The organism is Pedobacter sp. W3I1 (genome assembly GCF_030816015.1).
Taxonomy (GTDB): domain Bacteria; phylum Bacteroidota; class Bacteroidia; order Sphingobacteriales; family Sphingobacteriaceae; genus Pedobacter.
Window position 1 is genome coordinate 3,081,550 of the sequence record NZ_JAUSXN010000001.1, and the last position, 22,859, is coordinate 3,104,408.

Genomic DNA, 22,859 nt, shown 5'->3' on the forward strand with positions numbered 1-22,859 from the left:
ATTTATGCTAGCCGAAATTATTACCATTGGTGATGAAATTCTCATTGGCCAAATCGTTGATACCAATTCTGCCTGGATGGCCAAACAGTTAAATTTAATTGGCGTTTCTGTTAAGCAGATTACTTCAGTTTCTGATGATGAGCAACATATTATTGAAGCGCTCGAACTTGCCGAAAAACGGGCAGATATTGTTTTAATTACTGGCGGCTTAGGACCAACCAAAGATGATATTACCAAAAAAACTTTGGCAAAGTATTTTAATATGGGCTTTAGGAATGATGCCGGTGCACTTGAAATGGTCCGTCAGATTTTTGAAAAATATAAGCGCCCTTTATTGGATATCAATATTCAGCAAGCTGATGTTCCGGATGGTTGTGAGGTTATTGTAAACAAAAATGGTACTGCTCCATGCATGTGGTTTGAACAAAATGACACCATTTTTATATCGATGCCAGGTGTACCTTACGAAATGATGTACCTGATGGATGACGAAATTCTACCCAGAATCACAAGTAGATTTAAGCTTCCGTTTATTGTTCATAAAACCATTCTTACTGCAAATATAGGCGAATCATTTCTGGCCAAAGAGATTGAGGAAATTGAAGATAGTTTACCGGCACACATTAAATTGGCTTATTTGCCAAAATTAGGTCAGGTACGTTTGCGTTTATCAGCCAAGGGAGATAACGAAACTGCTTTAAAAGCAGAAGTTGAGGGTTATGCCAAACAGATCATGGCAAAAGTGACCAAGTTTGTCGTAATTGATGAAGATATTCCGATGGAAAAAGCCATCCTGAATATCATGAAAGAAAGAGGCTTAACCTTATCAACTGCCGAAAGTTGTACTGGTGGATATATTGCACACTTAATTACCCAGCATCCGGGCTGTTCTTCGGTGTATTGGGGTGGAGCGGTGGCCTATGCTTATGAGCTAAAAGAATCTATCCTTGGTGTAAAAGAAAGTACATTAAATACCTTTGGTGCTGTGAGCGAGCAAACCGTAACCGAAATGGCTGAAGGCGCGATTAAACATTTCAAAACGGATTATGCTATTGCGGTTAGTGGCATTGCGGGTCCAGATGGTGGAACAGAAGACAAACCAGTAGGTACGGTATGGATTGCAATTTCTTCAAAACACAAAACTGTAGCTAAGGTGTTTAATTTCAGCAACAAACGGATTCAAAACATCGAACGTTCTGCAGCATCGGCACTAGCCATGCTATTAAATCTACTTAAAGAAACAGTTTAGAAAGAATAAAAACTGTATTTTTGTGGCGTTACCAATATAAAATACTGTAATTTAATATGGCTCAATACGAACTATTGTTACCAAAAATGGGTGAAAGTGTTGCGGAAGCAACGGTGATTAAATGGGTAAAACAACCAGGCGATTCTATTGATTTAGATGATACCATTCTGGAAATCGCTACTGATAAAGTAGATTCTGAAGTTCCTTCTCCGGTTGCCGGTAAATTGGTAAAACAGTTATTTGCGGCAGATGAAGTTGCCCAGGTGGGCGATGTAATTGCCATTATTGAAACTGAAGGTGGAGAGCCCTCAACAACTGAAGCCCCGGTTGCAGAAAAACCAATAGCTGAGGAAATTGAGACTATTCCTGGAATTGCACAACTACCATCAGAAAATACTACTGTAGCAACTGATTTTAGCTCGTCTGAGCGCTTTTATTCCCCTCTGGTTAAAAGTATTGCAGCCCAGGAAAATATTTCATTAGCTGAGCTGGATACAATTAAAGGTTCTGGCGCTGATGGGCGGTTAAATAAAGATGACCTGTTAGATTATATTGCTAAGAAAAATGGTGGAGGATCTATATTAACTAAAACTGTTGCAATAACAGCGCCTGCACCGCCAACAAGCCAAACAAGTGAAAATAAAGTCACTTCATCAGCACCAGTTGTAAATAAAACATCAACAACCAGTGTAAGTGGTGGCGACGAAATTATTGAGATGGATAGAATGCGTAAACTAATTGCCGATCATATGGTAATGAGTAAAACCACTTCACCTCATGTAACTTCGTTTGTTGAAGCTGATGTAACCAACATGGTTTTATGGCGCAATAAAGTAAAAAACAGTTTCGAGAAACGTGAAAATGAAAAAATAACGTTTACTCCAATATTTGTAGAAGCGGTTGCCAAAGCGATAAAAGATTTCCCAATGATCAATGTTTCGGTTAACGGAACACAGATCATTAAAAAGAATAATATCAACATTGGTATGGCTGCCGCCTTGCCGAGCGGAAACTTAATCGTTCCGGTAATCAGAAACGCTGATCAGTTAAATCTGGTGGGCTTAACAAAAGCAGTTAATGATTTAGCTGCAAGGGCAAGAAACTCCAAGCTAAAGCCTGATGAAACGCAAGGTGGTACCTTTACATTAACCAATGTAGGTAGCTTCGGAAATGTAATGGGTACACCAATTATTAACCAACCGCAGGTGGCTATTTTGGCTGTTGGCGCCATTAAAAAGAAACCTGCAGTGCTGGAAACCGAACATGGCGATGTGATTGCAATCAGACACATGATGTTTTTGTCTTTATCATACGACCACAGGGTTGTAGATGGCTCTTTAGGGGGAATGTTTGTGCGTAGAGTTGCAGATTATTTAGAAAGCTGGGATCTGAACAGGGAGATTTAATCAGTTTGCAATTTACAGTTCTCAGTTGGCATCATGCCAATAGTTAAATAATTTACCAGTTTAGCAATTTAGAATGTTAGCTTCAAATTTAAAATCGATAGTTTCAGATAACGTATTGCATGCCAAATGGTTAAATACGCTATCTTATATGGAAAATGCAGGTGCAAAGAAGATTTCAGCTTCTGAGCATAAAGAAAATGTAAACCTGATTATTCTTAAACATGCCGCAGAAGAACATCGCCATGCTTATTATTTAAAAAAGCAGATTTCGAAGATTGATGAGGCACTTTGTAAAACTTATACCAATGCCGAGTTGTTATCTCCAAATCATACAAAATACTATTTGCATGCTTTAGATATTGCGGTTTGTCGTTATTTAAAAGCTGTATTTAATCTTTCCGGGTATGATTTAAAATTCGCTGCCTATTTGTTTGTTACTTATGCTATTGAAGTGCGTGCTGATGAACTGTATCCAATTTATCAAGCCGTTTTAGACGAAGCTAAAAGCAAGGTAAATGTAAAATCGATTATTTTGGAAGAAGAGGGGCACCTGGAAGAAATGATGAACCAATTGGTCAGTTTTTCTGATGATTGGGAAAATCATGCAGCTGAAGTAATCAAAATCGAAAAGGCTTTATTTGAAGATTGGATTGCTGCGTTAAGTGCGGAACTGCCTATAAGTGCTTAATTGAATAATTAATCAATCAAATTCGTCATCTCGACTGAAGCATAGTCCCGAACTTTCGGGAGAGAGAGCTATTATAGATTTAGCTTCGCTGAGCACTTCGTGGTTCTCAACTACGTTGCACTTCGTTCGAAATGACGATTTTTCGTTAAAAACCAATCTAATTTTTTGTTGTTTCTAAATAAACACAAATATCATGGCTAAGTTTTCAGATTTAATTAACGGTGATAAACCTGTACTGATAGATTTTTTTGCCGAGTGGTGTGGTCCCTGTAAAATGATGAAGCCGGTTTTAGAACAGTTAAAATCTCAGGTTGGCGATGCTGTTTCTATCATTAAAGTAGATATCGATAAAAATCAGCCTGCAGCTTCTTCATTTAATATCCAGGGGGTGCCTACTTTAATTCTTTTCAAAAATGGAAAACAGGTTTGGAGGCAAAGTGGCGTTTTACAGGCATCGCAACTGAAACAGGTAATTGATGCCCATACCTAAACTTCTACCACACTTTTGGGGGTTACCGCAAAAATACGCTCATTCACTTTTGGATAGATAGTATAAAGCCCTGTAAATAAACTAAAAGCGGGCAATACAGCATACTCTTTACCGAAATAAAAACATGGGAATTTTAATCTTTGTTTGGCTTTGCCTACAATAGTTACACCCGGATGGATATGCCCACTAATCGGGTATAATTCTTCTTCGGTGCAATTTGGCGCATCATGGATAAAACAAAAAGGGCCTAAACAAAAACTAGGTTCATGTATTTCGATATCCATTGCAGCATAATTGGCATTCGAAAGCCGGTCGTGATTTCCCTTTACCAAAAGAAAATTAAGTTCCTGGTATTGTTTTCTCCATACAGAAAATTCATCAATATCGGTATTTAAACCGTGATGAAACATATCTCCATTAATTAATAATGTTTTGGGATGGTATTGTTTAATCAATAAACTTAAGCGTTGAAGGTCTGTTTGGGCAATGGTAGCAGGTACCTGCAAACCTGCCTGACGGAAGTGTGCAGATTTACCCAAATGTAAATCGCTTATAGCCAAGAGCTGATGTTTGGGTAAAAATAAAGCCCTTTCTTTGTCTAAAATCAGTTCTTCACCCTGGCTTGTAATGGTCATTAATTTTATGCTATGTCATCCTGAGCTTGTCGAAGGACTTTCGAGGTGTTTCGACAGGCTCAACGTGACAGGTAATTTATTTAATTTTCTCCGATTCTGCCTTCATTCTGGCAATGCGTTGTTCCAATTCTTCCGAGCTCATATTTTCACGCAAGCTATCTACTTTAATTGGAAAGGATAGCGGTGTAAAACTTTTAGGATTCGTGATCACAATTGTCCCATGCTGGATTCGATCCAATGCTGCTGCCAATCTTGGCTCTTCCAGTTGATGGTAAAAAACCTCATCGTATGCCTGCCGCAAAAGTAAATTATGTTTATCGTAATCGCTAAAAACATTAAAAAATAGACCAGCAGATGACTGGAGATGCTTATTAGCTACATATTTACCTGGATAGCCCTGAAAAACGAGTCCGGAAATGCAGGCAATATCTCTAAATTTCCGTCTTGCCATTTCAGTTGAATTAATGCTCACGCGTAATGTCTTCAGTTAAATTTACAGGCGAAAAAACCTCGTAGGCAATTGATTCGTCCATAGGGATTTCCGTTTCACTTAAAAGTTCAAAGCCATAATCATTCATGGCAATAGAAAAGCTGATGGGCAACAATTTACTTAAACGATAGGCTACCAGGGCCGCCAAAACCTCATGTACCAAACGCCCTTCAAATGGATAGGCAAAGAGATGAAAACCTTCTTTATTATTAATGAGTTCGATCAGCAACTCGTCGTTTTTGGGCACATGAGAACGTTTTTCCTGAAGTAAAAACAAAGGATACACGGCATCTAATTCTTCATCCTGATGCGTTTTATCCAATGCTTCATTATATTTTTTTCGTAAAACAGACCCTAAATTGGAAGACAGGGGTAAGCGGCCACCATTCCAGCTTGGAGAGATTGCATTTTTCTGTTTACTTACCCTCACCACAACGGTCATATCTTTTACCTGGATAAATTCTAAAACCCTTCCTGCCAAACGAAAATTATCGCCGGCTTTTAAACGGGTAACAAAATATTCTTCAACCATGCCGATATAACCACCAGAGAGGAACTTAACTTTTAACATGGCATCACTTACAATTGTTCCAATATGTAACCTGTGTCGCATGGCTAATTGCCTGCTCTTCACTTTCCAAAGTCCATCTTCATCCTTAACCACCTTTTTAAATTCCGTATAGGCACTTAAACTATCTCCTCCAGAAGTAATAAACTGCATTACCCAGGTCCATTCTTCAGGGAGAATAAGTTTAAAAGCATGGGTGTTCTTAATCTCTTCGTAAATAATCTTATCATCAAATCCATCGCCTATGGCCAGTGTAACCAAATACTGAACCAAGGTATCGAATACCATAATAAAGGGCTCACGGCTCTCTATATTGTTGGTTTTGGCCGCTTCTTTAATCGCTGCTGCTTCTACTAACTCTAAAGCATGGGTAGGTAAAAAATATATCTTAGAGATTTCGTGAGGGGAGTGGCCAGAGCGCCCTGCCCTTTGCAAAAACCGCGCAACACCTTTTGGCGACCCTACCTGAACAACAGTATCAACAGGTTTAAAATCTACGCCTAAATCTAACGATGAGGTGGCAATAACTGCTTTGAGCTGTCCGGTATGTAAGGCATCTTCAATCCAGTTACGAAGTTCAAAATCTATCGATCCATGGTGTATGGCAATCCGCCCGGCCAGTTCGGGTTCGATATTCAACAAATGCTGATACCACATTTCCGATTGTCCACGGGTATTGATAAAAATTAAAGTGGTTTTACTTTTCTCGATAATTGGTAAAAGTTTATAAGCCAGCTTTAAACCCAAGTGCCCCGCCCAGGGCAATGTTTCGATATCATCAGGTAAAATTGATTTGATTAGGATTTTCTTTTCTAAATCGGCTTTAACAATAATCCGTTTGGCTTCCATATTTGGTTCGAGCACATCCAGCGCCTCTTCAATATTGCCAATGGTGGCAGAAATCCCCCAAATTCCTTAAAAACTGGTTTTTCTCTAACTTTTGGAGCCCTTTAATCCGCGATATCGCCAATTCTACCAACACACCGCGTTTGCTCCCTAAAAGCTCATGCCATTCATCAGCAACAATACACTTAAGATTTCTGAATAAGGTTGAAGAACCTTTTTGTGCCAATAGCAGGTGCAGGCTTTCCGGGGTAATCAACAAAATTTCGGGCATCGATTTTTTCTGCTGCAATTTTTCTGCCTGAGAGGTATCGCCATTGCGGACGCCCACGTGCCAATCTAACTCCAGCTCCAATAAAGTTTCGCGCATAGCCCTTGCAATATCTTTGGCCAGGGAGCGGAGCGGAGTAATCCAGATTAACTGCAAACGGTCTTTCGCTTTCTTGTTATTAGCTTCTGAGGCGTTTAAGGCTTCAATCACTACCGCTAAAAATAAAGAAAAAGTTTTTCCGAATCCAGTTGGCGCATTTACCAAACCACCGTAACCATCCAGATAATACTGCCAGGCATCTTCCTGAAACTGAAAAGGCCTGCGCTTATTGGCCTTTAACCAGGCTTTTATCTTTTTATAACCTTTGGTCTTGGTTTGGTCCATGCTTAATGTTGTTTCTTTGATAGTTATTCCTCGGTCTGTGTCCTCACAGACCGAAAATTCCCGAATTATAATAATGGCTGTGCGGACACAGACCATGGCTTAAGAAGAAAAGCAATAACAGTAGTCCTTCGGTTACAGCAGCCCCGCCATTCGCTTTACCTTTTTGTGATTACCGTTAAATGTAAATTTATTAATAACAAAAAGGGTATCGCTGCTGTCGGGTTTAAAATCGAGAGGCAAACCTAAGTAAGCTAAACCTGACAGTAGCGAACACAAGCCCGATTTTTCATCGGGCGAAGTAAAGCGAATGGCAGGGCTTTCGATTCCGATGCACACAGGAACCTGCTTTTCAAATTATTTTTTATATTAATCTGTTCTATGGAGATCATGGCTTAATTTTGTAATGTTGATGCTAACAACTGCCTCAAATCTTCCAAAGTATTAATTTCATCGGCTTTTTTATCCTTTCTCCACCGCAATATACGTGGAAAACGCAACGCTAATCCTGCTTTGTGCCGTTTACTTTCAGCAATTCCCTCAAATGCAATTTCGAAAACCAGTTCGGGTTTTACCGTGCGTACCGGCCCAAATTTCTCAATTGCATTTCGGGTTACAAATGAGTTTACTTCTTTAATTTCTTTATCTGTTAAACCTGAATAGGCTTTTGCAATCGTGACTAAGTTTTCTCCATCACGAACAGCAAAGGTATAATCGGTAAAGAAATTAGCCCTTCTGCCGCTTCCTTTTTGCGCATAAATCATTACTGCATCAACCGTATATGGATTAATTTTCCACTTCCACCAATCGCCCCGTTTTCTTCCACTGTGATAATGAGAGGTTAACTTCTTCAACATAATTCCTTCGCTGTTAATCGATCGCGAAGTTTGTCTCAATGCCGCTAATTCTTCCCAAGAGCTGCAACTGATTACAGGAGATATCATCACCGGACTTTCAGCTAAACCACCAATTAACCCTTCGAGTATTTTTCGTCTTATACTTAAAGGTTCTTCCCTGAAATCTTTTGCTTCATATTCTAAAATGTCGTAAACAAAAAATCCAATAGGGGCTTCTTCCAATTGTTTTTTATTAATTGTTTTACGGTTTAAGCGTTGTTGCAGCGTACTGAATGATAAAACCTGTTTGTCTTGCACCGCCAATATCTCACCATCTAAAACCACGCCATCAGGCAAAACATCAATCATAAAATGCAGTTCGGGAAACTGTTCTGTAACCAGTTCTTCGCCACGGCTCCAGATAAATAGTTCTCCATTCCGTTTTACAATCTGTCCGCGGATGCCATCCCATTTCCATTCAGCCTGCCATTCAGAAATATCACCCAGTTTTTCGGGTTCTTGCTCTAAGGCATAGGCCAGGCAAAAGGGATAAGGCCAGGAGTTATCGGTATTCACATGGATACCATTTATCAGTTCGTGAAAGGTAATTTCATAAGGATTCCATTTACCCATAATACTGTGCATAATCTGGGCACTATCTAAACTGCTCTGTTTAGCCAGTGCGTTCACCAGCATTTTATTGGAAACACCAATCCTGAAATTTCCTGAGATCAGTTTGTTAAAAATAAAACGTTCCTGTGTTTCAAGTTTGTTCCATGCGCTCAGAATAAATTCTTTCTTAATTTCGTCATCTTTGCCTTCCAGATCATGCAAGTCTTCCACCCATTTATGCAGTTGAAAATCAGAAGTGTTTTCGGCGGGTGGCAATAACAAAGCAATGGTTTCGCTTAAATCGCCAACATTGGCATAACTTTCGGCAAACAACCATTCGGGCGTTTCGGTAATGTTTATGGCCCAGTATTTAAGCAGGGCTGATTTAATTGGTCTTTTAGGCTTTTTACCTGTAAATAATGCAATAACCCATACCTTATCTTTATCATCAGCATAGTTAAAATAATTAACCAATGCTGCAATTTTGTCGTTGGTTTTATTGCTCAGTTCGAGCTGTTGGATTAATTGAGCAAAACGTTTCATCCTTATTTATTTTCGTTCTGATCAACCAGATCCACTTTATTTTCCTCATCATCTTCTTGCCCAAATTTAGTTAGCACTTCAGCAGCTTCTATACCCGCATCATTTAAAAACCGACTAAAAGCTGCCGTAAAACCATGGGTAACATAAACTTTTTCTGCACCTGTTGCTGTAACAGCCTCCATTAAACCTGGCCAATCTGCATGATCACTCAGTGCAAAGCCAGCATCGGCACTTTGCCAACGGCGATGCGCCCGAACCTGCATCCAACCAGAGCAAATACCTGTTACGGGGTGAGCTAAATTTTTGATCCAGCGGCTATCTCTCATGACAGGTGGCACAATTACAATGCCTTTCTGCAATTCGTCTTTAGTGGTTTCAGGAGTAATTCTGATGGTTTTGGGAAGCTTTACACCTGCATCAATAATCACTTCATTCAGGTTAGCAATACTGTTATGTACATAAATAGGAATATCACCAGCCAAATTTTTAATTAAACGCTGCGCTTTACCCAAACTATAGGCAATTAATACACTTGTTTTTTGCTGTATAATATTATCACTTATCCAGCTTTTGATTCCATTAAAAACAACTTCCTGCTTTTGCCATTTGTAAACTGGTAAGCCAAAAGTACTTTCAGAAACAAAAGAATGACACTTTACAGGTTCAAAGGGCGTGGTAATGCCATCGTCTTCAATTTTATAATCACCAGAGATTACACAAATTTCACCTTTATAAGCTAAACGTACCTGGGCAGATCCGATAATATGTCCGGCAGGAAAAAATGAAATGTTCACTCCGTTACGGATAATGCTTTCTCCATATTCTAATGTTTCTACGTTCAGATCTTCACTGATCCTGCGTTTTATAATAGGTTTGGTTAAGGTATGACAGAGATAATATTTATTTCCAAAACGCACATGGTCGCTATGCCCATGTGTTGTAACAGCATAATCTACAGGCCACCAGGGGTCGATATAAAAATCGCCCTGCTTACAGTAAATTCCTCTTTTGGTGAATTCTATTAATGCCATAGCTACTAAACAATAAATTTATTAATTAGTTTTAGATGGATATCGGCTAAATACCCGATAATTTGAAATATCGGCTAAATACCAGATAAATAGAAATATCGGGTAATTAGCCGATATTAGTTTTGAAATATGAATAATAAGTTCGATATTGTAGCATGATTTGTATTATAACAGGTGATATTGTAGGCTCAAGGAAGATTAAAGATAGCTGGTTATTGAGCTTAAAAACTGCTTTAAAAATAGTTTCGGGTCAGAATAGTAAGTGGGAGATTTACCGGGGGGATAGTTTTCAGGTAGAAGTTGAGCCAGAAAACGCCATCAGGGCTGCTGCTTATTTAAAAGCGTGTATCAGGGTAAATAAACCTGCAGATGTAAGGATGGGAATTGGAATTGGAGATATAAAAAACAAACGGAAGAAACTTTCAGAATCCAGTGGGGATGCTTTTGTGAATTCAGGGGCGGCTTTTGACAGTTTAAAACAGGCTAAGGTTAATTTAGCCATTAAAACTGATTCCGCTGATTTTGATGAGGAAATTAACGTTTTAATAAAGTTATCTCTGATATCAATGGATAGCTGGGGAGTTGTAGCTGCCGAAATGGTAAAACTTGCCCTGGAGAACAATAACCTGTTGCAAAGCGAACTGGCGGCTATCTCGGGCCGGACACAATCATCTGTAAGCGAAGCATTGAAGCGTGCACATTATACCGAAATTATGGAAATGGACAGGCTTTACCGTAAAAAATTGAACCAAATGATTTTAAAATAATGGATATCTATTTAATCAAGCTTATTCTTGTCCATTTAATTGGAGATTTCTTTTTACAACCAAACGCTTGGGTAAAAGATAAAGAAAGGAAAAAATTAAGATCAATAAAGCTCTATTTGCATGTGGCCATCCATATAGCTTTGATATTCCTTATTTTCTTAAACTTTGGCGTTTGGAAGGTAGCACTCTCAATAGGAGTACTCCATTTTGTGATTGATGCTTTAAAGTCGATTTTTCAGACTAAAAGAAATGCACGGATACTGTTTTTTGTTGATCAGGTTTTACATTTCACTTCGATAGTAATAGTGTGGCACTTTTTTTACAAAGGAAGTTTAGATATCAGTTTTTTCAATGAAACCAAAACCTGGATTTTAATAGCAGGGGCTTTATTTCTCACGATGCCTACATCGATTGTTATGCGGGTAATTATTGCTAAATGGCTTCCAGATAACCAGCCAGACAGCCCACAGTCGCTACAAAATGCAGGTAAATATATTGGAATACTGGAAAGGGTGCTGATTTTCTTGTTTATTCTAACCAATCATTTTGAAGCCGTTGGCTTTTTACTCGCGGCCAAATCTATATTTCGGTTCGGCGATTTAAAAGAAGCGCACGATCTTAAATTAACAGAATATGTACTGATCGGAACGTTGTTAAGCTTTGGCATCGCCATTGTAACTGCCATGCTTACTCAAATGTTTATTGCATAAAAAAAGCAGCCCGAAAGCTGCTTTTAAATTTTTTCTATCTTGCTCCCGGAGGGCAGTTTTCTTTTAAAAACTTAGTATAAGTTAACGATAAATGTTTGCCAGTTCCTTCACCCTCAGAGATACTGTGGGTGCGGTTTGGATAACTCATTAATTGAAAAACCTTTTCGTTTTTGATTAACTCGTTAATCAGCATTTCGGCATTTTGGTAATGCACATTATCGTCGCCTGTACCATGAATGTACAATAAATTACCTTTTAAGTTTTTAGCGTAAGTAATTGGAGAGCCTTTAATATATGCCTCTTTACTTGGAAAAGGCGTGCCCATATAACGTTCCTGATAAACATTATCGTAGGTTAATTGATTACCAACCGCTGCAATTGCAATACCTGTTTTATAAATTTCAGGATATTGGAACATCAAGTTTAACGTAGAAGAACCGCCTCCGCTCCAGCCCCAAACAGCTACGCGGTCTTTATCCATATAAGTATGGGTAGCCAATAATTTTTTAGCGGCCATAGCTTGATCGCGGATATTAATCACACCAATATTTTTATAAATACTTTTACGCCATGCGCTTCCTTTTGGAAGGGGTGCACCTCTATTATCCATTGAAATATAGATATAACCATCTTTAGCCATATCGCCGGCATATAAACGGTTTCTCCCTGCACCATAAGTATCTAATGCAGTAGCTGAAGCAGGCTCACCATAAACATAAAACACCACAGGGTATTTCTTATCTGGATTAAAGTTATCAGGCTTTTTCATCCAACCGTCCATTTCAATTCCATCTTCAGTAGTTACTTTAAAAAACTCAACTTTGTTTTTAGTTGCTGCTTGTTTAGCTAATTGCGTAGTAATGCTCCCGTCCATGGTAAATGGATTCCCTGTAGTAAAGTTCATCCACTCTGTAATTGGCTCAACAAGCGAACTGTTATACGAATGGCGGGTAAAAGCAGCATTAGGTGAAATATCGTAATTGTGTGTTCCTGGTAAAACAGAAGGCGTAACCTGTTCTAATTTACCTTTGCCATCTAACTTGGTTTTAAAAAGATACTTCTGAGTAGCATTTGTTGGTGATGCCAGAAAATAAACCATGTTATTTTTTACGTCGATCAATTTTACATCAATCACATCATAGTTGCCTTTGGTAACCAATGTTTCTTTTTTTCCATCCAAACTGATCCTATACAGGTGGTTCCAGCCATCCTTATCAGATACAATGGTAAACTCTTTATTGTCATTTAGCCATTTCCACTCATCCTGTGCATCAATCCAGGCTTTAGCTTTTTCGGTATAAACAGCTTTTGCCGATCCTGTACTCGCATTACAAACGAATACTATACTTTCGTTTTGCTCGCGGTTTAGCTGTTGTAAAATAATATCATTACTGTTAGGTACCCACTGCATACGCGGAATGTAGTGCTGAATATGATCTCCGGGAACATTTAACCAGTTTGTTTTGGCTGTTGCGATATCAACCACACCAACTTTACAAGCGGAAGGATTTTCGCCCACCTTTGGATATTCTACAGGAATAGTATACGGATAAATAGAATCTGTATTATTGATCATTAAGAAATTTTTGATCTTCGTCGCATCCAGCTGCCAATAAGCAATAGATTTGCCATCCGGACTCCATCTAAAACCATCACGACAATCAAATTCTTCCTCATAAACCCAATCGAAAGTACCGTTAATCATCCGGTCTGTACCATCTGTGGTTAAGGCCTTTGCTCCAGTTCCATCAATATTTTCTACATATAAGTTGTGTTTGCTTACATAAGCAACCTTGCTGCCATCTGGCGATAATTTAGCAAACATTAAAGATGAAGCCGGTCTATCTTTTCCAATTTGAGTGATCTTATTGGAAGTTAAATCTGCCAACCAATAATCTCCACGTGTATCGTAACGCCAAACTTTTTTACTATTGGTGTAGATTAGTGCTTTCGAACCATCATCTGATAACTGGAAACTTCTTACCGGAATAGCATCATTTTTTCCAGCTGGCGTTAATAATGCTCTTGATATAATGGTTTTCCGGTCGTTTTTAGGTAGTGTAATAGAAATAATTTCCCCATTTCTGGTAACCTCATAATAGGAGTTACCGTCTTTTGCCCAATTGATATTTTGAGCTTTTGCATCAATTAGCGCGCATAATGCTATGCAAGCAATTGATAATCTTAATAATAATCTTTTAATCATATATAGTTTTTGGACATAAAAAAAGCTTTTCAACTTTTGGGCTAATTTAAATAAAAAGCCTGCAGTTAAAAAGCTGTAAATTATCTGGAATTGGTTAATTATTCACCACCACCTTGCATGGCTTTCAATTCGTCCATAGTTACTACTTCGTAACCCGTAGGAATTTCAGTGTTAATGACACCAACTTTGGCTTCAGAAAGAGATTTTAGAACCAGGTCTGAATTTACGCCGTTAATTACTGCCGAATATTTTACAGGAAGTGCACCTAAGCCTTTAAAGAAACCACCATTGGTAATTGCAGCAATATCAACATCTTTAGTTGCCCATAATTCATGCGCTCCACCTTTGTCATCTTTGTAGGTATATTTTTCAGCATTAAATCCAGCAATTGTCTGTTTTTCGCCAGTGGCTTTGTAATCAGAATATTTTGGCAATAAAGCTTCTTGTGCTTCTGTTTCTGTTTTGCTCACCTTTACTGCAAACTGTTTTTGAGCTACCGGAACATCAATTAATAATAATCCGGTTTTATCTGCCGTATTTGAAATGATGTTAACCATGGCAGGGCCATTTTCAATTTCTATTTTGGTTAAGCTACCATTAAATTTAGTTTTAATGTCGGTTGTTGTACCATTAGCCGTTACGGCAAATACCAAAGTACCTTCAGCAATTTTCTTTTGTGCATGGGCAATTATAGCAGTACTTACTAAGATTAAAGCTACAACACTGGTTTTGATTGATTTGAACATGTTTATTTCAGTTTTAGTTATTTACCAATTAATTTTTTCTTTTTTCAGAAATGAAGAAATCCCTTTTTTAAAATCTTCACTTTCTCTTACCCGGGCATTAATCTGAACTGCAGTTTCCAAACTCTTTTCTAAATGTGGATTAACAGTTTGCGTAATCAGCTGTTTGGTAATCATTAATGAATTACCCGAACTCTCTGTGCACAAACTTAACGCAAATTCTCTTACTTTTTGATGAATGTCGGATGAATTTGTTACAAAGTTTATCAAATTATATTTCAATGCCTGCTCCGCAGAAAAGGTTTTTCCAGTCAGTAAAATTTCCTTAGCGATGGATTCGCTTACCTTTTGTTTTAAAAAACAAGAAACAATAGCAGGTACAAAACCAATTTTTACTTCGGTATAGCCAAAATTACTTTCAGGGGTAGCAAAAACGATATCACATACAGTTGCCAAACCGCAGCCACCGGCAATGGCATGACCTTCTACCTGTGCAATAACCACTTTTGGTAAATAATAGATAGTTGTAAAGAGCGTTTTTAAATGATTAGAATCAGCCACATTTTCTTCAAATGTATTGTACTGTAATTGTTGAAGATAGGCTAAATCGGCACCAGCACTAAAAGCATCGCCATTTGCATTCAATATGACCACTTTTACCTGGTCGTCTTCTGATGCTTTTATAAATGCAGCAGTTAATTCAGCGATAAGTTGAGGGTTTAACGCATTTCTTTTTTCGGGCCTATTGATAGTTATTGTTGCTATTCTTTCAGCAACCTGATATAAAACCAGATTTTCCATGTTATTGGGTTAGTTGTACCAAATATGCTTTATTTTTCTTTAAAATATGTACATCTGTATCAATATTCTCCATATACTTCTTTAAGATCTGAATTTTATAATCTTTATTAGTGGCATCGATTATTGCAGTTTTATATTTTATATCAACGTCCATTTTGGATAAATTAAATTTAGTATTTCCACTTAACCAGATACTTGAAAAAGTAGCCTTTCCGTTCATCTTTTTATCATTTAGGTTTTCATCAATTAAGAGTATCCTATACTGAAAAAAGGCGATTTGGTTGTTCCTTAATACAAACTCCCCTAAAACGGTGTCTTTCTTAAAATTAATAACATATATCTTGTTTAACTGTAATTGGGTTAATGCCGGTTCAATAGAAAAGTTATAGTTTTTATCTTTACTATTTAAATCTGAAACCAAAACAGCTTCTTTCCCATGAATAAAAGCTGCCGCATAGTTTTTTCTTAGTGAAAAGAAAATGATTTTCCTTTGATGGAAGTTCTTTAGATCATCGTACACAACTAAAAGTTGATAACAAACAAATAGCAGTAAAGAAGAGAACAAAAATCGTTTGTTAAATTTCGTCAAGGCATAAATGAATAAACCTAGCGACAAGCTCAATAATACAAATTCAGGCAAATTAATCCATATCGACGAAAAGCTAGCATATGGCAAATTGGCAATCCACTTTAATACAGCATTTGTAAAATTTATTATCCATTCGAAAACCGGAGCCAGAAACCCGAATGATGGGATTAATACCAAAATCCCTAAATACATCATGAGTATTAATGGAATGGTGATGAAAAGATTCGCAAAAAGGAAGTAGAGTGGGAATTGATGAAAATAATAAATGCTTAATGGAAAGGTGACCACTTGTGCGGCTAAAGACATAGCAGTGAAACTCCATAACTTGTCTAGCCAATGATGTTCAGTATAAAGGAGGTTATAAATTTTAGGCTGAAGATAAATTAGTCCAAATACGGCCAGATAGGAGAGCTGAAACCCAACATCCCAGATTAAAAATGGATTGTAAACCAGCTGACAAAATGCTGAAAAGGCCAAAACATTATAACTGTTGGTTTTCTTCGATAAAACTTTGGCCGTAATTAAAATGCTGATCATTATAGCCGAACGAACGACAGAAGGAGATAATCCGGTTAATAAAGCATATCCCCAAATCAACGTACAGATAAACAACAGTTTTACAATCCTTAATGCCCGATTCTTGTTCAAAAAGAAGAACAGAAAATCTAAAACGACATAAATAATAGCTACATGCGCTCCTGATACCGATAAAGCATGGATGGTTCCGGTTTTGGAATACGCCGATAAAGTTTCTTTACTTAAATCGGCACGGTAACCTAAAATAAGAGTAGAGGCCACAGCAAAAGCTTCATCATTTTTAATCAAGCTCCGGTATCTTGCTACCTGCTTTTCTCTTAAGTTTAAGGCCATCTTTATAACTGGATTTCCAACGCTATTTTTGGTACTAACGATATGATCCTGATTTATAAATGCCTGATGATAAATATTTTGACTAGCCAGCCAGGCTTTAAAATCAAATTCGGCAGGATTATATGGAGGCTCTACTTCTGTATATTTAACCGAGATCATCAATTCATCGCCATACTTTAGTTTGATGGGTTTTAAGCCATCTAATTTAACGGTAAGAAGCAGCTGGCCCGATAAGCTGATCTGTTTATCTTTTTGATATCCAGATACTATCTTTGCTTTAAAACGCACGATGCTGCTACTTTGCTGAGGTTCATTTTCTACCCAAACTTTTAAATAGTTGCACCCCGTTTTTGCAAAATAATTTTGGTTTAAACTTTCGTTATTGAGCAGGCAAAACAAACCGCCAAGACTAAAAAACAGTATATAAATTAAAATACCAATAGCACCTTTGTAACGATATATATAAAATCTTTTATAGGTGATATTTAGAAATAAAATGCTCAGTAAAATTACAAGCAGGGTTAAGGTCAACCATTGAATATATACTAAAGCAGGAAAGAAATAAAAAATACAGATGCCTGAAATAAAAGGAAACAGGATCCTGACAAAAATATATTCAGCCTTAAACATGATTAAAATTGATAGCGCACCTGAATTTTAACTTCTGATTTTTTATTGCCCTTAATTTCGTCCAGATAAGTACCTACAGTTTCTACATCCTTGTACACAAACAAGCCATATCGAACCCAAACATTTAGTTTCTTCACCACATTATATTTCAGGTTGAGATAAGTCCTAAAACCTTTCCCATTATACATCCCGAAGGCAAAACTGTATAAAACATCATCTTCATAGGCGTAAATTCTACTGTTATAACTCGGGGTATTGAAATAGGCAAATCTTACATTCCCTGTTAGCTTAGCGAACATCGGGGAATAATCTACATCCTGATAAACGAGATAACCAAATTCCCTATTGGCACTTCCTTTTTTATATTGAGAAATCTCTAACCGGTTTTGGAAGCGCCAATTATTATTCAATTGCCAGTTTGCCTCTGTCCGGTAACCCTCTCTTTTTACATAGTCTAAAAAATTTACAGGAACATCCAAATCGGTATTTTGTTGTTTATGTTCGGTTTTAAATCGAACTAAAATCTTAAAGGTTTTGCTGGGTATATAAACGGCCTGAGCTAAAACTTCGTAACCTTTTGAGGGCTCATCAACCCGGTATTTTAACCAGGGGAACCGAAAATAATCGCCGTAGAAAGAAAAGGCCCAATGTTTATTTGGGTTAACATTTAAACCTGCATACAATCCTTTTTCATTTACCGCTTCGCTCGATTCGGATACGGCTTGATTAAAAAAACTGTGATAATCTTTAGCATAATCGCGATAGGTTAAAGCTGCAGAAACTGTTGGCGACAAACTAATGAGTACCCCATTAATATAGGCAAAGCCACCACCTAAACCTTTAGCGGCTTCGCCATAGAGGTACATGTTTTTATACGTATAATTATAAAATAAACCCAAATTGGTTAACGATTTGCCTGTGAAACTATACCGATCGTAAGCTGCAGTTTGCGTAATAAAACGATTCTTATAATTAGTATGATAAGCAATTGCACCAACAGCAAATTCGTTTTTGGCATATTGAACTGTAGTGCCGAACACGCTTTGTGCCAAAACACCTTTATTCTTAATTTCAGTAGGCGTTCTATGCAACCCTGTTTGATTAATCGTTGCCTGGACTAAATTTCCTTCCGAATCTAATTTTTGGCTGGCATCAAGATTGCGGAACGAAACAAAAGGAGTAATGTCTATATTTTTTAATAAATTAATCGTTGCAGCGCCTCCTCTAAAAAAGGAATATTCGTTAGTAGAATTATAAGGCCTTAAACCTAAATCTTTTTTAGCTACGCTGGTTACATCAGGACCTTTACCAAAAGAAAAACCCGACCATAAGGTTAAGCCCTGTCCAAACTGTAGCGTATAATCGCCAACTACCAATTTTTTTAACTTACCCAATTTGAATAGTGCGATATTCCCTGAATAAAAATCAAAAGGCTTGCTGATAAATTTTTCTCCGGCATCCTTATCTAAAGTTATGGCTGCCGATAGAATTGAGCTATATTGATATCGGTAACGCATCTGAAATCTTTCTGGTGAGCCTAAATACCGGTTCCCGGGTAAATCGGTATAACCTTTTTGTTTTTGTAAGGTCTGCGCGAAGCGCATCATCAAATCATTTTCACCAGCATGCACAATGTTTTTAAAACTGAGCTGCTGATATTCAGCGATATTAGTCAACGTTACAAATGGAAGCAGGGTTTGGACAGTTTTAATGTCAAAACCATCAATGCTTTGTAATTCCAGCACATCTGCAAGCTGACCATTTTCCTTTATATGTACAAAGAAATTACCAATCTGTAAGGGTGACAGGAAAACCAAAGTCTTTAATTCTTCAACTGAAGTGCGATTCAGATTGATTGGATGTTTACGATATTTTTCTAATACATCAATCAACTCGGTCATATCGTAATCATCGGGGAGGTTTTCAGCCATGCTCTCCAAAATATCACTTATATCTGTTTCCTGTGTGTTGGTTTGAGCATTTGCCATGAATCCAATCATTACAAATGCAACAATTAAGATCTTAAACGCATAGCCACCTCCAGTTAGAAATTTATTATAAAGGTCGACAACCCATGAGGTTACCATTTCCCGGCTACAGAACAGTGTATTTCGAAAAGGATTTGCTTGCAGCAACCAATTACTATCTGATGCAGATAAACGGACACCCAAATGGTTTTTGGGAAAAAAAGAATAGGGGAAAAAGACAAGCAACAATGCATACCATATTTTCATAAGCAGGGGTTAAACCGGTTAATAAAAAATAGGGTGATTGTTGTTTTGGTGATACTAATATAGATAAATAATTAAAAAACTACAAAAAATGTATTTTTTTAATTACCTAAAAGTAATGCAATGAAAATTGATAATATAAATGAAATAAAATGCTTACAGTTCTTCGGCCAGATTTACTAAAAAACCTTTCAGTTTTTCTAACGAATCTATAATCTTTTGATTCTCTCTAACACCTGTTTTATTATTCTTCAAATAGTCTTTAGCACCTTTTAGTGTAAAACCTTTTTCGTCAACCAGATTAAAAATGATTTTTAGGTTTTCAATGTCTTCTGGTGTGAAAAGACGGTTGCCTTTTTTATTTTTTTTGGGCTGCAGGATATCGAATTCTTTCTCGTAAAAACGGATCTGCGATGCGTTAACATTAAACATTTCAGTCACTTCGCCCATGGTATAATACATTTTATTAATGTCTCTTTCTTTATACGGCATATTTTGTGCTTGATTATGAGTGTCTTATATCGATTAATTAAAGTATTCAAATGTAGCTCGATTTTTCCTTATTAACGCAATAAAATTTTAATTTTGTTCCCTCCAATAATATTGAAATGACAGCAAAAGAGATTAGACAGGCATTCCTTAGTTTTTTTGAATCGAAACAACATCATGTTGTTCCTTCCGCACCGATTGTGGTTAAAAACGACCCCACTTTAATGTTTACCAATGCGGGTATGAACCAATTTAAAGATTTGTTTTTAGGGGAGGCGGCCATAAAATATACTCGTGTTGCTGATACCCAGCGTTGTTTACGCGTTTCGGGTAAGCATAACGACCTGGAAGAAGTGGGTATTGATACCTACCACCATACCATGTTCGAAATGTTAGGTAATTGGAGTTTCGGCGATTATTTCAAAAAAGAAGCCATTGCATGGAGTTGGGAATTATTGACCGAAGTTTACAAAATTCCGAAAGAAAAATTATATGTTACCTATTTCGAAGGTGACGAGAAAGAAGGTCTGGAAAAAGATCAGGAAGCTTACGACCTTTGGAAACAATATGTTGATGAAAGCCATATTTTACCTGGAAATAAAAAAGATAATTTCTGGGAAATGGGCGACACCGGGCCGTGCGGCCCGTGTTCTGAAATTCACGTAGATTGTCGTACCGACGAAGAAAAAGCTGCTGTTGACGGTGCTACCCTGGTAAATGCCGATCATCCTCAGGTTATCGAAATCTGGAATAATGTATTTATGCAGTTTAACCGTTTAAAAAATGGTTCATTACAAAGTTTACCCGCTAAACACGTTGATACCGGAATGGGTTTTGAGCGTTTGGTACGTGTTTTACAGGAAAAAACTTCTAACTACGATACCGATGTTTTCCAACCGATGATTCAGTTTATTGCAGAAAAATCTGGTATTAAATACGGTACTGATGAGAAAACCGATATTGCCATGCGCGTAATGGCCGATCACATCCGTGCCATTTCTTTCGTTATTGCCGATGGTCAGTTACCTTCTAATAATAAAGCGGGTTATGTAATCCGCAGGATTTTACGTCGGGCCGTACGTTATGCTTATACTTTCTTAAACTTTAAAGAGCCTTTCCTAAATCAATTGGTTCCTTTATTGGCTGAGCAATTTAAAGGGGTATTTGATGAGCTGATTTCACAACAGGATTTTGTTCAGAAAGTGGTACTGGAAGAAGAAATTTCTTTCTTAAGGACTTTATCAACAGGAATTCAGCGTTTCGAAAAATACCAGGCCACCAATGATGTGGTTGAAGGGGCTTTTGCCTTCGAATTATCAGACACCTTTGGTTTTCCGATCGATTTAACAGAATTAATGGCTAGAGAAAAAGGCTGGAGCGTTGATCTGCTTGGCTACGAGCAGGCCTTGAAAAAACAAAAAGACGATAGTCGTGCCGCAACAGCAATAGACACAAGCGATTGGATTGTGGTAAATACCGAAGAGCAGAGCGAATTTGTAGGCTACGATGATTTAGAAATTGAAACCGAGATATTAAAATACCGTAAAGTTAAAGCCAAAGGTAAAGAGCAGTATCAAATTGTGCTGCGTCAAACACCTTTTTATGCTGAAAGTGGTGGTCAGGTAGGAGATACCGGACGTTTAGAAGATCATAGCCGCCAGTTTTGGGTAGATATTACCGATACTAAAAAAGAAAATGGCTTAACCGTTCATTTTACTGATATTTTACCTGATAATTTAGAGGGTAAATTTTGGGCTGTTGTAGATGAAGATAAACGTATTTTAACTGAAGATAACCACTCAGCAACACACTTACTACATGCAGCCCTTAAACAGGTTTTAGGTAAACATGTTAACCAGAAAGGTTCGCTGGTTAATGCAGATTACCTGCGTTTTGATTTTTCTCACTTCGCTAAAGTAACCGATGAAGAATTAGCACAGATTGAAGTAATTGTAAACCAGAAAATCAGACAGAACATTAAGTTAAAGGAACAACGTAATGTTCCCTATCAAGATGCTATTGAAAGTGGCGTAACAGCATTGTTTGGCGAAAAATATGGCGATTTTGTTCGCATGATTACTTTTGACGATCATTTCTCCAAGGAACTTTGTGGTGGTACGCACGTAAAAGCTACCGGGCAGATCGGTTCATTCAAAATTGTTTCTGAAAGTGCTGTTGCCGCGGGTGTTCGCCGGATCGAAGCCATTACTGCAGATAAAGCAGAACAGTATTTCTTAGACCAGAGAAAAGAACTAGGACATTTAAAAGCATTACTAAACGGAAGCAAAGATTTATCGGCAGCTGTTCAGGCTTTACTGGATGAAAATGCAAAACTTAAAAAGGAAATCGAAAAATCGACAATAGAACGTGTAAACACCTTAAAACATGAAATCGTACATCATGTAAGGGGAATTAATGGCATTAACCTGATTGCTAAACACATCGATCTGCAAAGTGCCGAGGCCGTTAAAAATCTGGCTTTCTCTTTGAAAGATATGGTTGATAACCTGTTTCTGGTTTTTACTACAGAAATTGATGGTAAACCAGGAATAACCGTCATGCTTTCCGATCACCTGGTTAAAAAAGGATTAAATGCTTCAAATATTGTGCGCGAATTGGGTAAAGAGATTCAAGGTGGTGGAGGTGGACAACCTTTTTATGCTACGGCAGGTGGTAAAAACCCATCAGGATTAAAAGTTGTGTTGGAAAAAGCTGAAAGTTTTATTCCTCATCACTAATATAATTAAAAGATGCTGAACTAAATTCAGCATGACGAGATA

At 37.5% G+C, this 22,859-nt stretch carries 19 protein-coding genes; 7 read left to right on the top strand and 12 right to left on the bottom strand.

What is annotated here, in order from left to right; translation table 11 throughout:
* Nucleotides 1-4: 4 nt before the first annotated feature.
* The 4 genes from QF042_RS12825 to trxA all read left to right on the top strand — a co-directional run bounded on the left by QF042_RS12825 (nt 5) and on the right by trxA (nt 3,833).
* Nucleotides 5-1,249 (top strand): competence/damage-inducible protein A, encoded by a 1,245-nt coding sequence (locus QF042_RS12825; protein ID WP_307528923.1) that lies wholly within the window; start codon nt 5-7, stop codon nt 1,247-1,249.
* 56 nt (nt 1,250-1,305) lie between these two features.
* Complete coding sequence (locus QF042_RS12830) at nt 1,306-2,655, top strand: dihydrolipoamide acetyltransferase family protein (protein WP_307528925.1); 1,350 nt, start codon at nt 1,306-1,308, stop codon at nt 2,653-2,655.
* Between the two features lie 73 nt (nt 2,656-2,728).
* A complete protein-coding gene (locus tag QF042_RS12835; RefSeq protein WP_307528927.1) occupies nt 2,729-3,343 on the top strand; it encodes a hypothetical protein in 615 nt (204 codons plus the stop codon).
* Between the two features lie 193 nt (nt 3,344-3,536).
* Nucleotides 3,537-3,833: a thioredoxin gene (trxA, locus tag QF042_RS12840; protein WP_307528929.1), complete on the top strand. Its 297-nt coding sequence runs from the start codon at nt 3,537-3,539 to the stop codon at nt 3,831-3,833.
* Here the strand turns inward: trxA and pdeM are convergent.
* The 6 genes from pdeM to QF042_RS12870 form a co-directional block, all read right to left on the bottom strand.
* The gene (gene pdeM / locus QF042_RS12845; RefSeq protein WP_307528931.1) at nt 3,830-4,468 is read right to left on the bottom strand and encodes a ligase-associated DNA damage response endonuclease PdeM; all 639 of its coding nucleotides are present in this window, start codon (nt 4,466-4,468) and stop codon (nt 3,830-3,832) included. The genes trxA and pdeM overlap by 4 nt on opposite strands.
* A gap of 76 nt (nt 4,469-4,544) precedes the next feature.
* Complete coding sequence (locus QF042_RS12850; RefSeq protein ID WP_307528932.1) at nt 4,545-4,919, bottom strand: hypothetical protein; 375 nt, start codon at nt 4,917-4,919, stop codon at nt 4,545-4,547.
* A 10-nt stretch (nt 4,920-4,929) separates the two neighbouring features.
* Nucleotides 4,930-6,375 carry a helicase-related protein gene (locus QF042_RS12855; protein WP_307528934.1) on the bottom strand — a complete coding sequence of 482 codons (1,446 nt, stop codon included), beginning with the start codon at nt 6,373-6,375 and terminating at the stop codon, nt 4,930-4,932.
* Between the two features lie 28 nt (nt 6,376-6,403).
* Nucleotides 6,404-7,024, bottom strand: coding sequence for a DEAD/DEAH box helicase (locus QF042_RS12860; protein WP_307528935.1), 621 nt, complete (start codon nt 7,022-7,024; stop codon nt 6,404-6,406).
* Between the two features lie 392 nt (nt 7,025-7,416).
* Nucleotides 7,417-9,012 (bottom strand): ATP-dependent DNA ligase, encoded by a 1,596-nt coding sequence (locus QF042_RS12865; RefSeq protein ID WP_307528937.1) that lies wholly within the window; start codon nt 9,010-9,012, stop codon nt 7,417-7,419.
* A 2-nt stretch (nt 9,013-9,014) separates the two neighbouring features.
* Complete coding sequence (locus QF042_RS12870) at nt 9,015-10,043, bottom strand: ligase-associated DNA damage response exonuclease (protein ID WP_307528940.1); 1,029 nt, start codon at nt 10,041-10,043, stop codon at nt 9,015-9,017.
* A gap of 155 nt (nt 10,044-10,198) precedes the next feature.
* On the opposite strand from QF042_RS12870, the gene QF042_RS12875 reads away from it, so the two are divergent.
* Both QF042_RS12875 and QF042_RS12880 read left to right on the top strand, forming a co-directional pair.
* Nucleotides 10,199-10,810 carry a SatD family protein gene (locus QF042_RS12875; protein WP_307528942.1) on the top strand — a complete coding sequence of 204 codons (612 nt, stop codon included), beginning with the start codon at nt 10,199-10,201 and terminating at the stop codon, nt 10,808-10,810.
* Complete coding sequence (locus QF042_RS12880) at nt 10,810-11,520, top strand: DUF3307 domain-containing protein (RefSeq protein WP_307528944.1); 711 nt, start codon at nt 10,810-10,812, stop codon at nt 11,518-11,520. The genes QF042_RS12875 and QF042_RS12880 overlap by 1 nt, the downstream gene beginning before the upstream one ends.
* 34 nt (nt 11,521-11,554) lie before the next feature.
* On the opposite strand, the gene QF042_RS12885 is transcribed toward QF042_RS12880, so the two are convergent.
* The 6 genes from QF042_RS12885 to QF042_RS12910 all read right to left on the bottom strand — a co-directional run bounded on the left by QF042_RS12885 (nt 11,555) and on the right by QF042_RS12910 (nt 20,082).
* On the bottom strand, nt 11,555-13,726 hold the full coding sequence (locus QF042_RS12885; RefSeq protein ID WP_307528946.1) for a S9 family peptidase: 2,172 nt from the start codon (nt 13,724-13,726) through the stop codon (nt 11,555-11,557).
* 98 nt (nt 13,727-13,824) lie between these two features.
* Nucleotides 13,825-14,472, bottom strand: a complete 648-nt coding sequence (locus tag QF042_RS12890; protein WP_307528947.1) for a DUF4412 domain-containing protein — start codon at nt 14,470-14,472, stop codon at nt 13,825-13,827.
* 21 nt (nt 14,473-14,493) lie between these two features.
* Entirely contained in the window at nt 14,494-15,270 is a 777-nt protein-coding gene (locus tag QF042_RS12895; RefSeq protein ID WP_307528949.1) for an enoyl-CoA hydratase/isomerase family protein, read from the bottom strand.
* 1 nt (nt 15,271) lies between these two features.
* The gene (locus QF042_RS12900) at nt 15,272-17,359 is read right to left on the bottom strand and encodes a ComEC/Rec2 family competence protein (protein WP_307528951.1); all 2,088 of its coding nucleotides are present in this window, start codon (nt 17,357-17,359) and stop codon (nt 15,272-15,274) included.
* A gap of 2 nt (nt 17,360-17,361) precedes the next feature.
* On the bottom strand, nt 17,362-19,593 hold the full coding sequence (locus QF042_RS12905; RefSeq protein WP_307528953.1) for a helix-hairpin-helix domain-containing protein: 2,232 nt from the start codon (nt 19,591-19,593) through the stop codon (nt 17,362-17,364).
* A 153-nt stretch (nt 19,594-19,746) separates the two neighbouring features.
* Nucleotides 19,747-20,082 (bottom strand): MerR family transcriptional regulator, encoded by a 336-nt coding sequence (locus QF042_RS12910; protein ID WP_029274329.1) that lies wholly within the window; start codon nt 20,080-20,082, stop codon nt 19,747-19,749.
* A gap of 116 nt (nt 20,083-20,198) precedes the next feature.
* Here QF042_RS12910 and alaS point away from each other — a divergent pair, with 116 nt between their 5' ends.
* Nucleotides 20,199-22,817: an alanine--tRNA ligase gene (gene alaS, locus QF042_RS12915; RefSeq protein WP_307528958.1), complete on the top strand. Its 2,619-nt coding sequence runs from the start codon at nt 20,199-20,201 to the stop codon at nt 22,815-22,817.
* Nucleotides 22,818-22,859: the final 42 nt, after the last annotated feature.

Bases quoted from the DNA above. Each gene is read 5' to 3' on its own strand.
- QF042_RS12825 (WP_307528923.1), top strand. From the start codon at position 5: ATGCTAGCCGAAATTATTACCATTGGTGATGAAATTCTCATTGGCCAA.
- QF042_RS12830 (WP_307528925.1), top strand. From the start codon at position 1,306: ATGGCTCAATACGAACTATTGTTACCAAAAATGGGTGAAAGTGTTGCG.
- QF042_RS12835 (WP_307528927.1), top strand. From the start codon at position 2,729: ATGTTAGCTTCAAATTTAAAATCGATAGTTTCAGATAACGTATTGCAT.
- trxA (WP_307528929.1), top strand. From the start codon at position 3,537: ATGGCTAAGTTTTCAGATTTAATTAACGGTGATAAACCTGTACTGATA.
- pdeM (WP_307528931.1), bottom strand. From the start codon at position 4,468: ATGACCATTACAAGCCAGGGTGAAGAACTGATTTTAGACAAAGAAAGG.
- QF042_RS12850 (WP_307528932.1), bottom strand. From the start codon at position 4,919: ATGGCAAGACGGAAATTTAGAGATATTGCCTGCATTTCCGGACTCGTT.
- QF042_RS12855 (WP_307528934.1), bottom strand. From the start codon at position 6,375: ATGGAAGCCAAACGGATTATTGTTAAAGCCGATTTAGAAAAGAAAATC.
- QF042_RS12860 (WP_307528935.1), bottom strand. From the start codon at position 7,024: ATGGACCAAACCAAGACCAAAGGTTATAAAAAGATAAAAGCCTGGTTA.
- QF042_RS12865 (WP_307528937.1), bottom strand. From the start codon at position 9,012: ATGAAACGTTTTGCTCAATTAATCCAACAGCTCGAACTGAGCAATAAA.
- QF042_RS12870 (WP_307528940.1), bottom strand. From the start codon at position 10,043: ATGGCATTAATAGAATTCACCAAAAGAGGAATTTACTGTAAGCAGGGC.
- QF042_RS12875 (WP_307528942.1), top strand. From the start codon at position 10,199: ATGATTTGTATTATAACAGGTGATATTGTAGGCTCAAGGAAGATTAAA.
- QF042_RS12880 (WP_307528944.1), top strand. From the start codon at position 10,810: ATGGATATCTATTTAATCAAGCTTATTCTTGTCCATTTAATTGGAGAT.
- QF042_RS12885 (WP_307528946.1), bottom strand. From the start codon at position 13,726: ATGATTAAAAGATTATTATTAAGATTATCAATTGCTTGCATAGCATTA.
- QF042_RS12890 (WP_307528947.1), bottom strand. From the start codon at position 14,472: ATGTTCAAATCAATCAAAACCAGTGTTGTAGCTTTAATCTTAGTAAGT.
- QF042_RS12895 (WP_307528949.1), bottom strand. From the start codon at position 15,270: ATGGAAAATCTGGTTTTATATCAGGTTGCTGAAAGAATAGCAACAATA.
- QF042_RS12900 (WP_307528951.1), bottom strand. From the start codon at position 17,359: ATGTTTAAGGCTGAATATATTTTTGTCAGGATCCTGTTTCCTTTTATT.
- QF042_RS12905 (WP_307528953.1), bottom strand. From the start codon at position 19,593: ATGAAAATATGGTATGCATTGTTGCTTGTCTTTTTCCCCTATTCTTTT.
- QF042_RS12910 (WP_029274329.1), bottom strand. From the start codon at position 20,082: ATGCCGTATAAAGAAAGAGACATTAATAAAATGTATTATACCATGGGC.
- alaS (WP_307528958.1), top strand. From the start codon at position 20,199: ATGACAGCAAAAGAGATTAGACAGGCATTCCTTAGTTTTTTTGAATCG.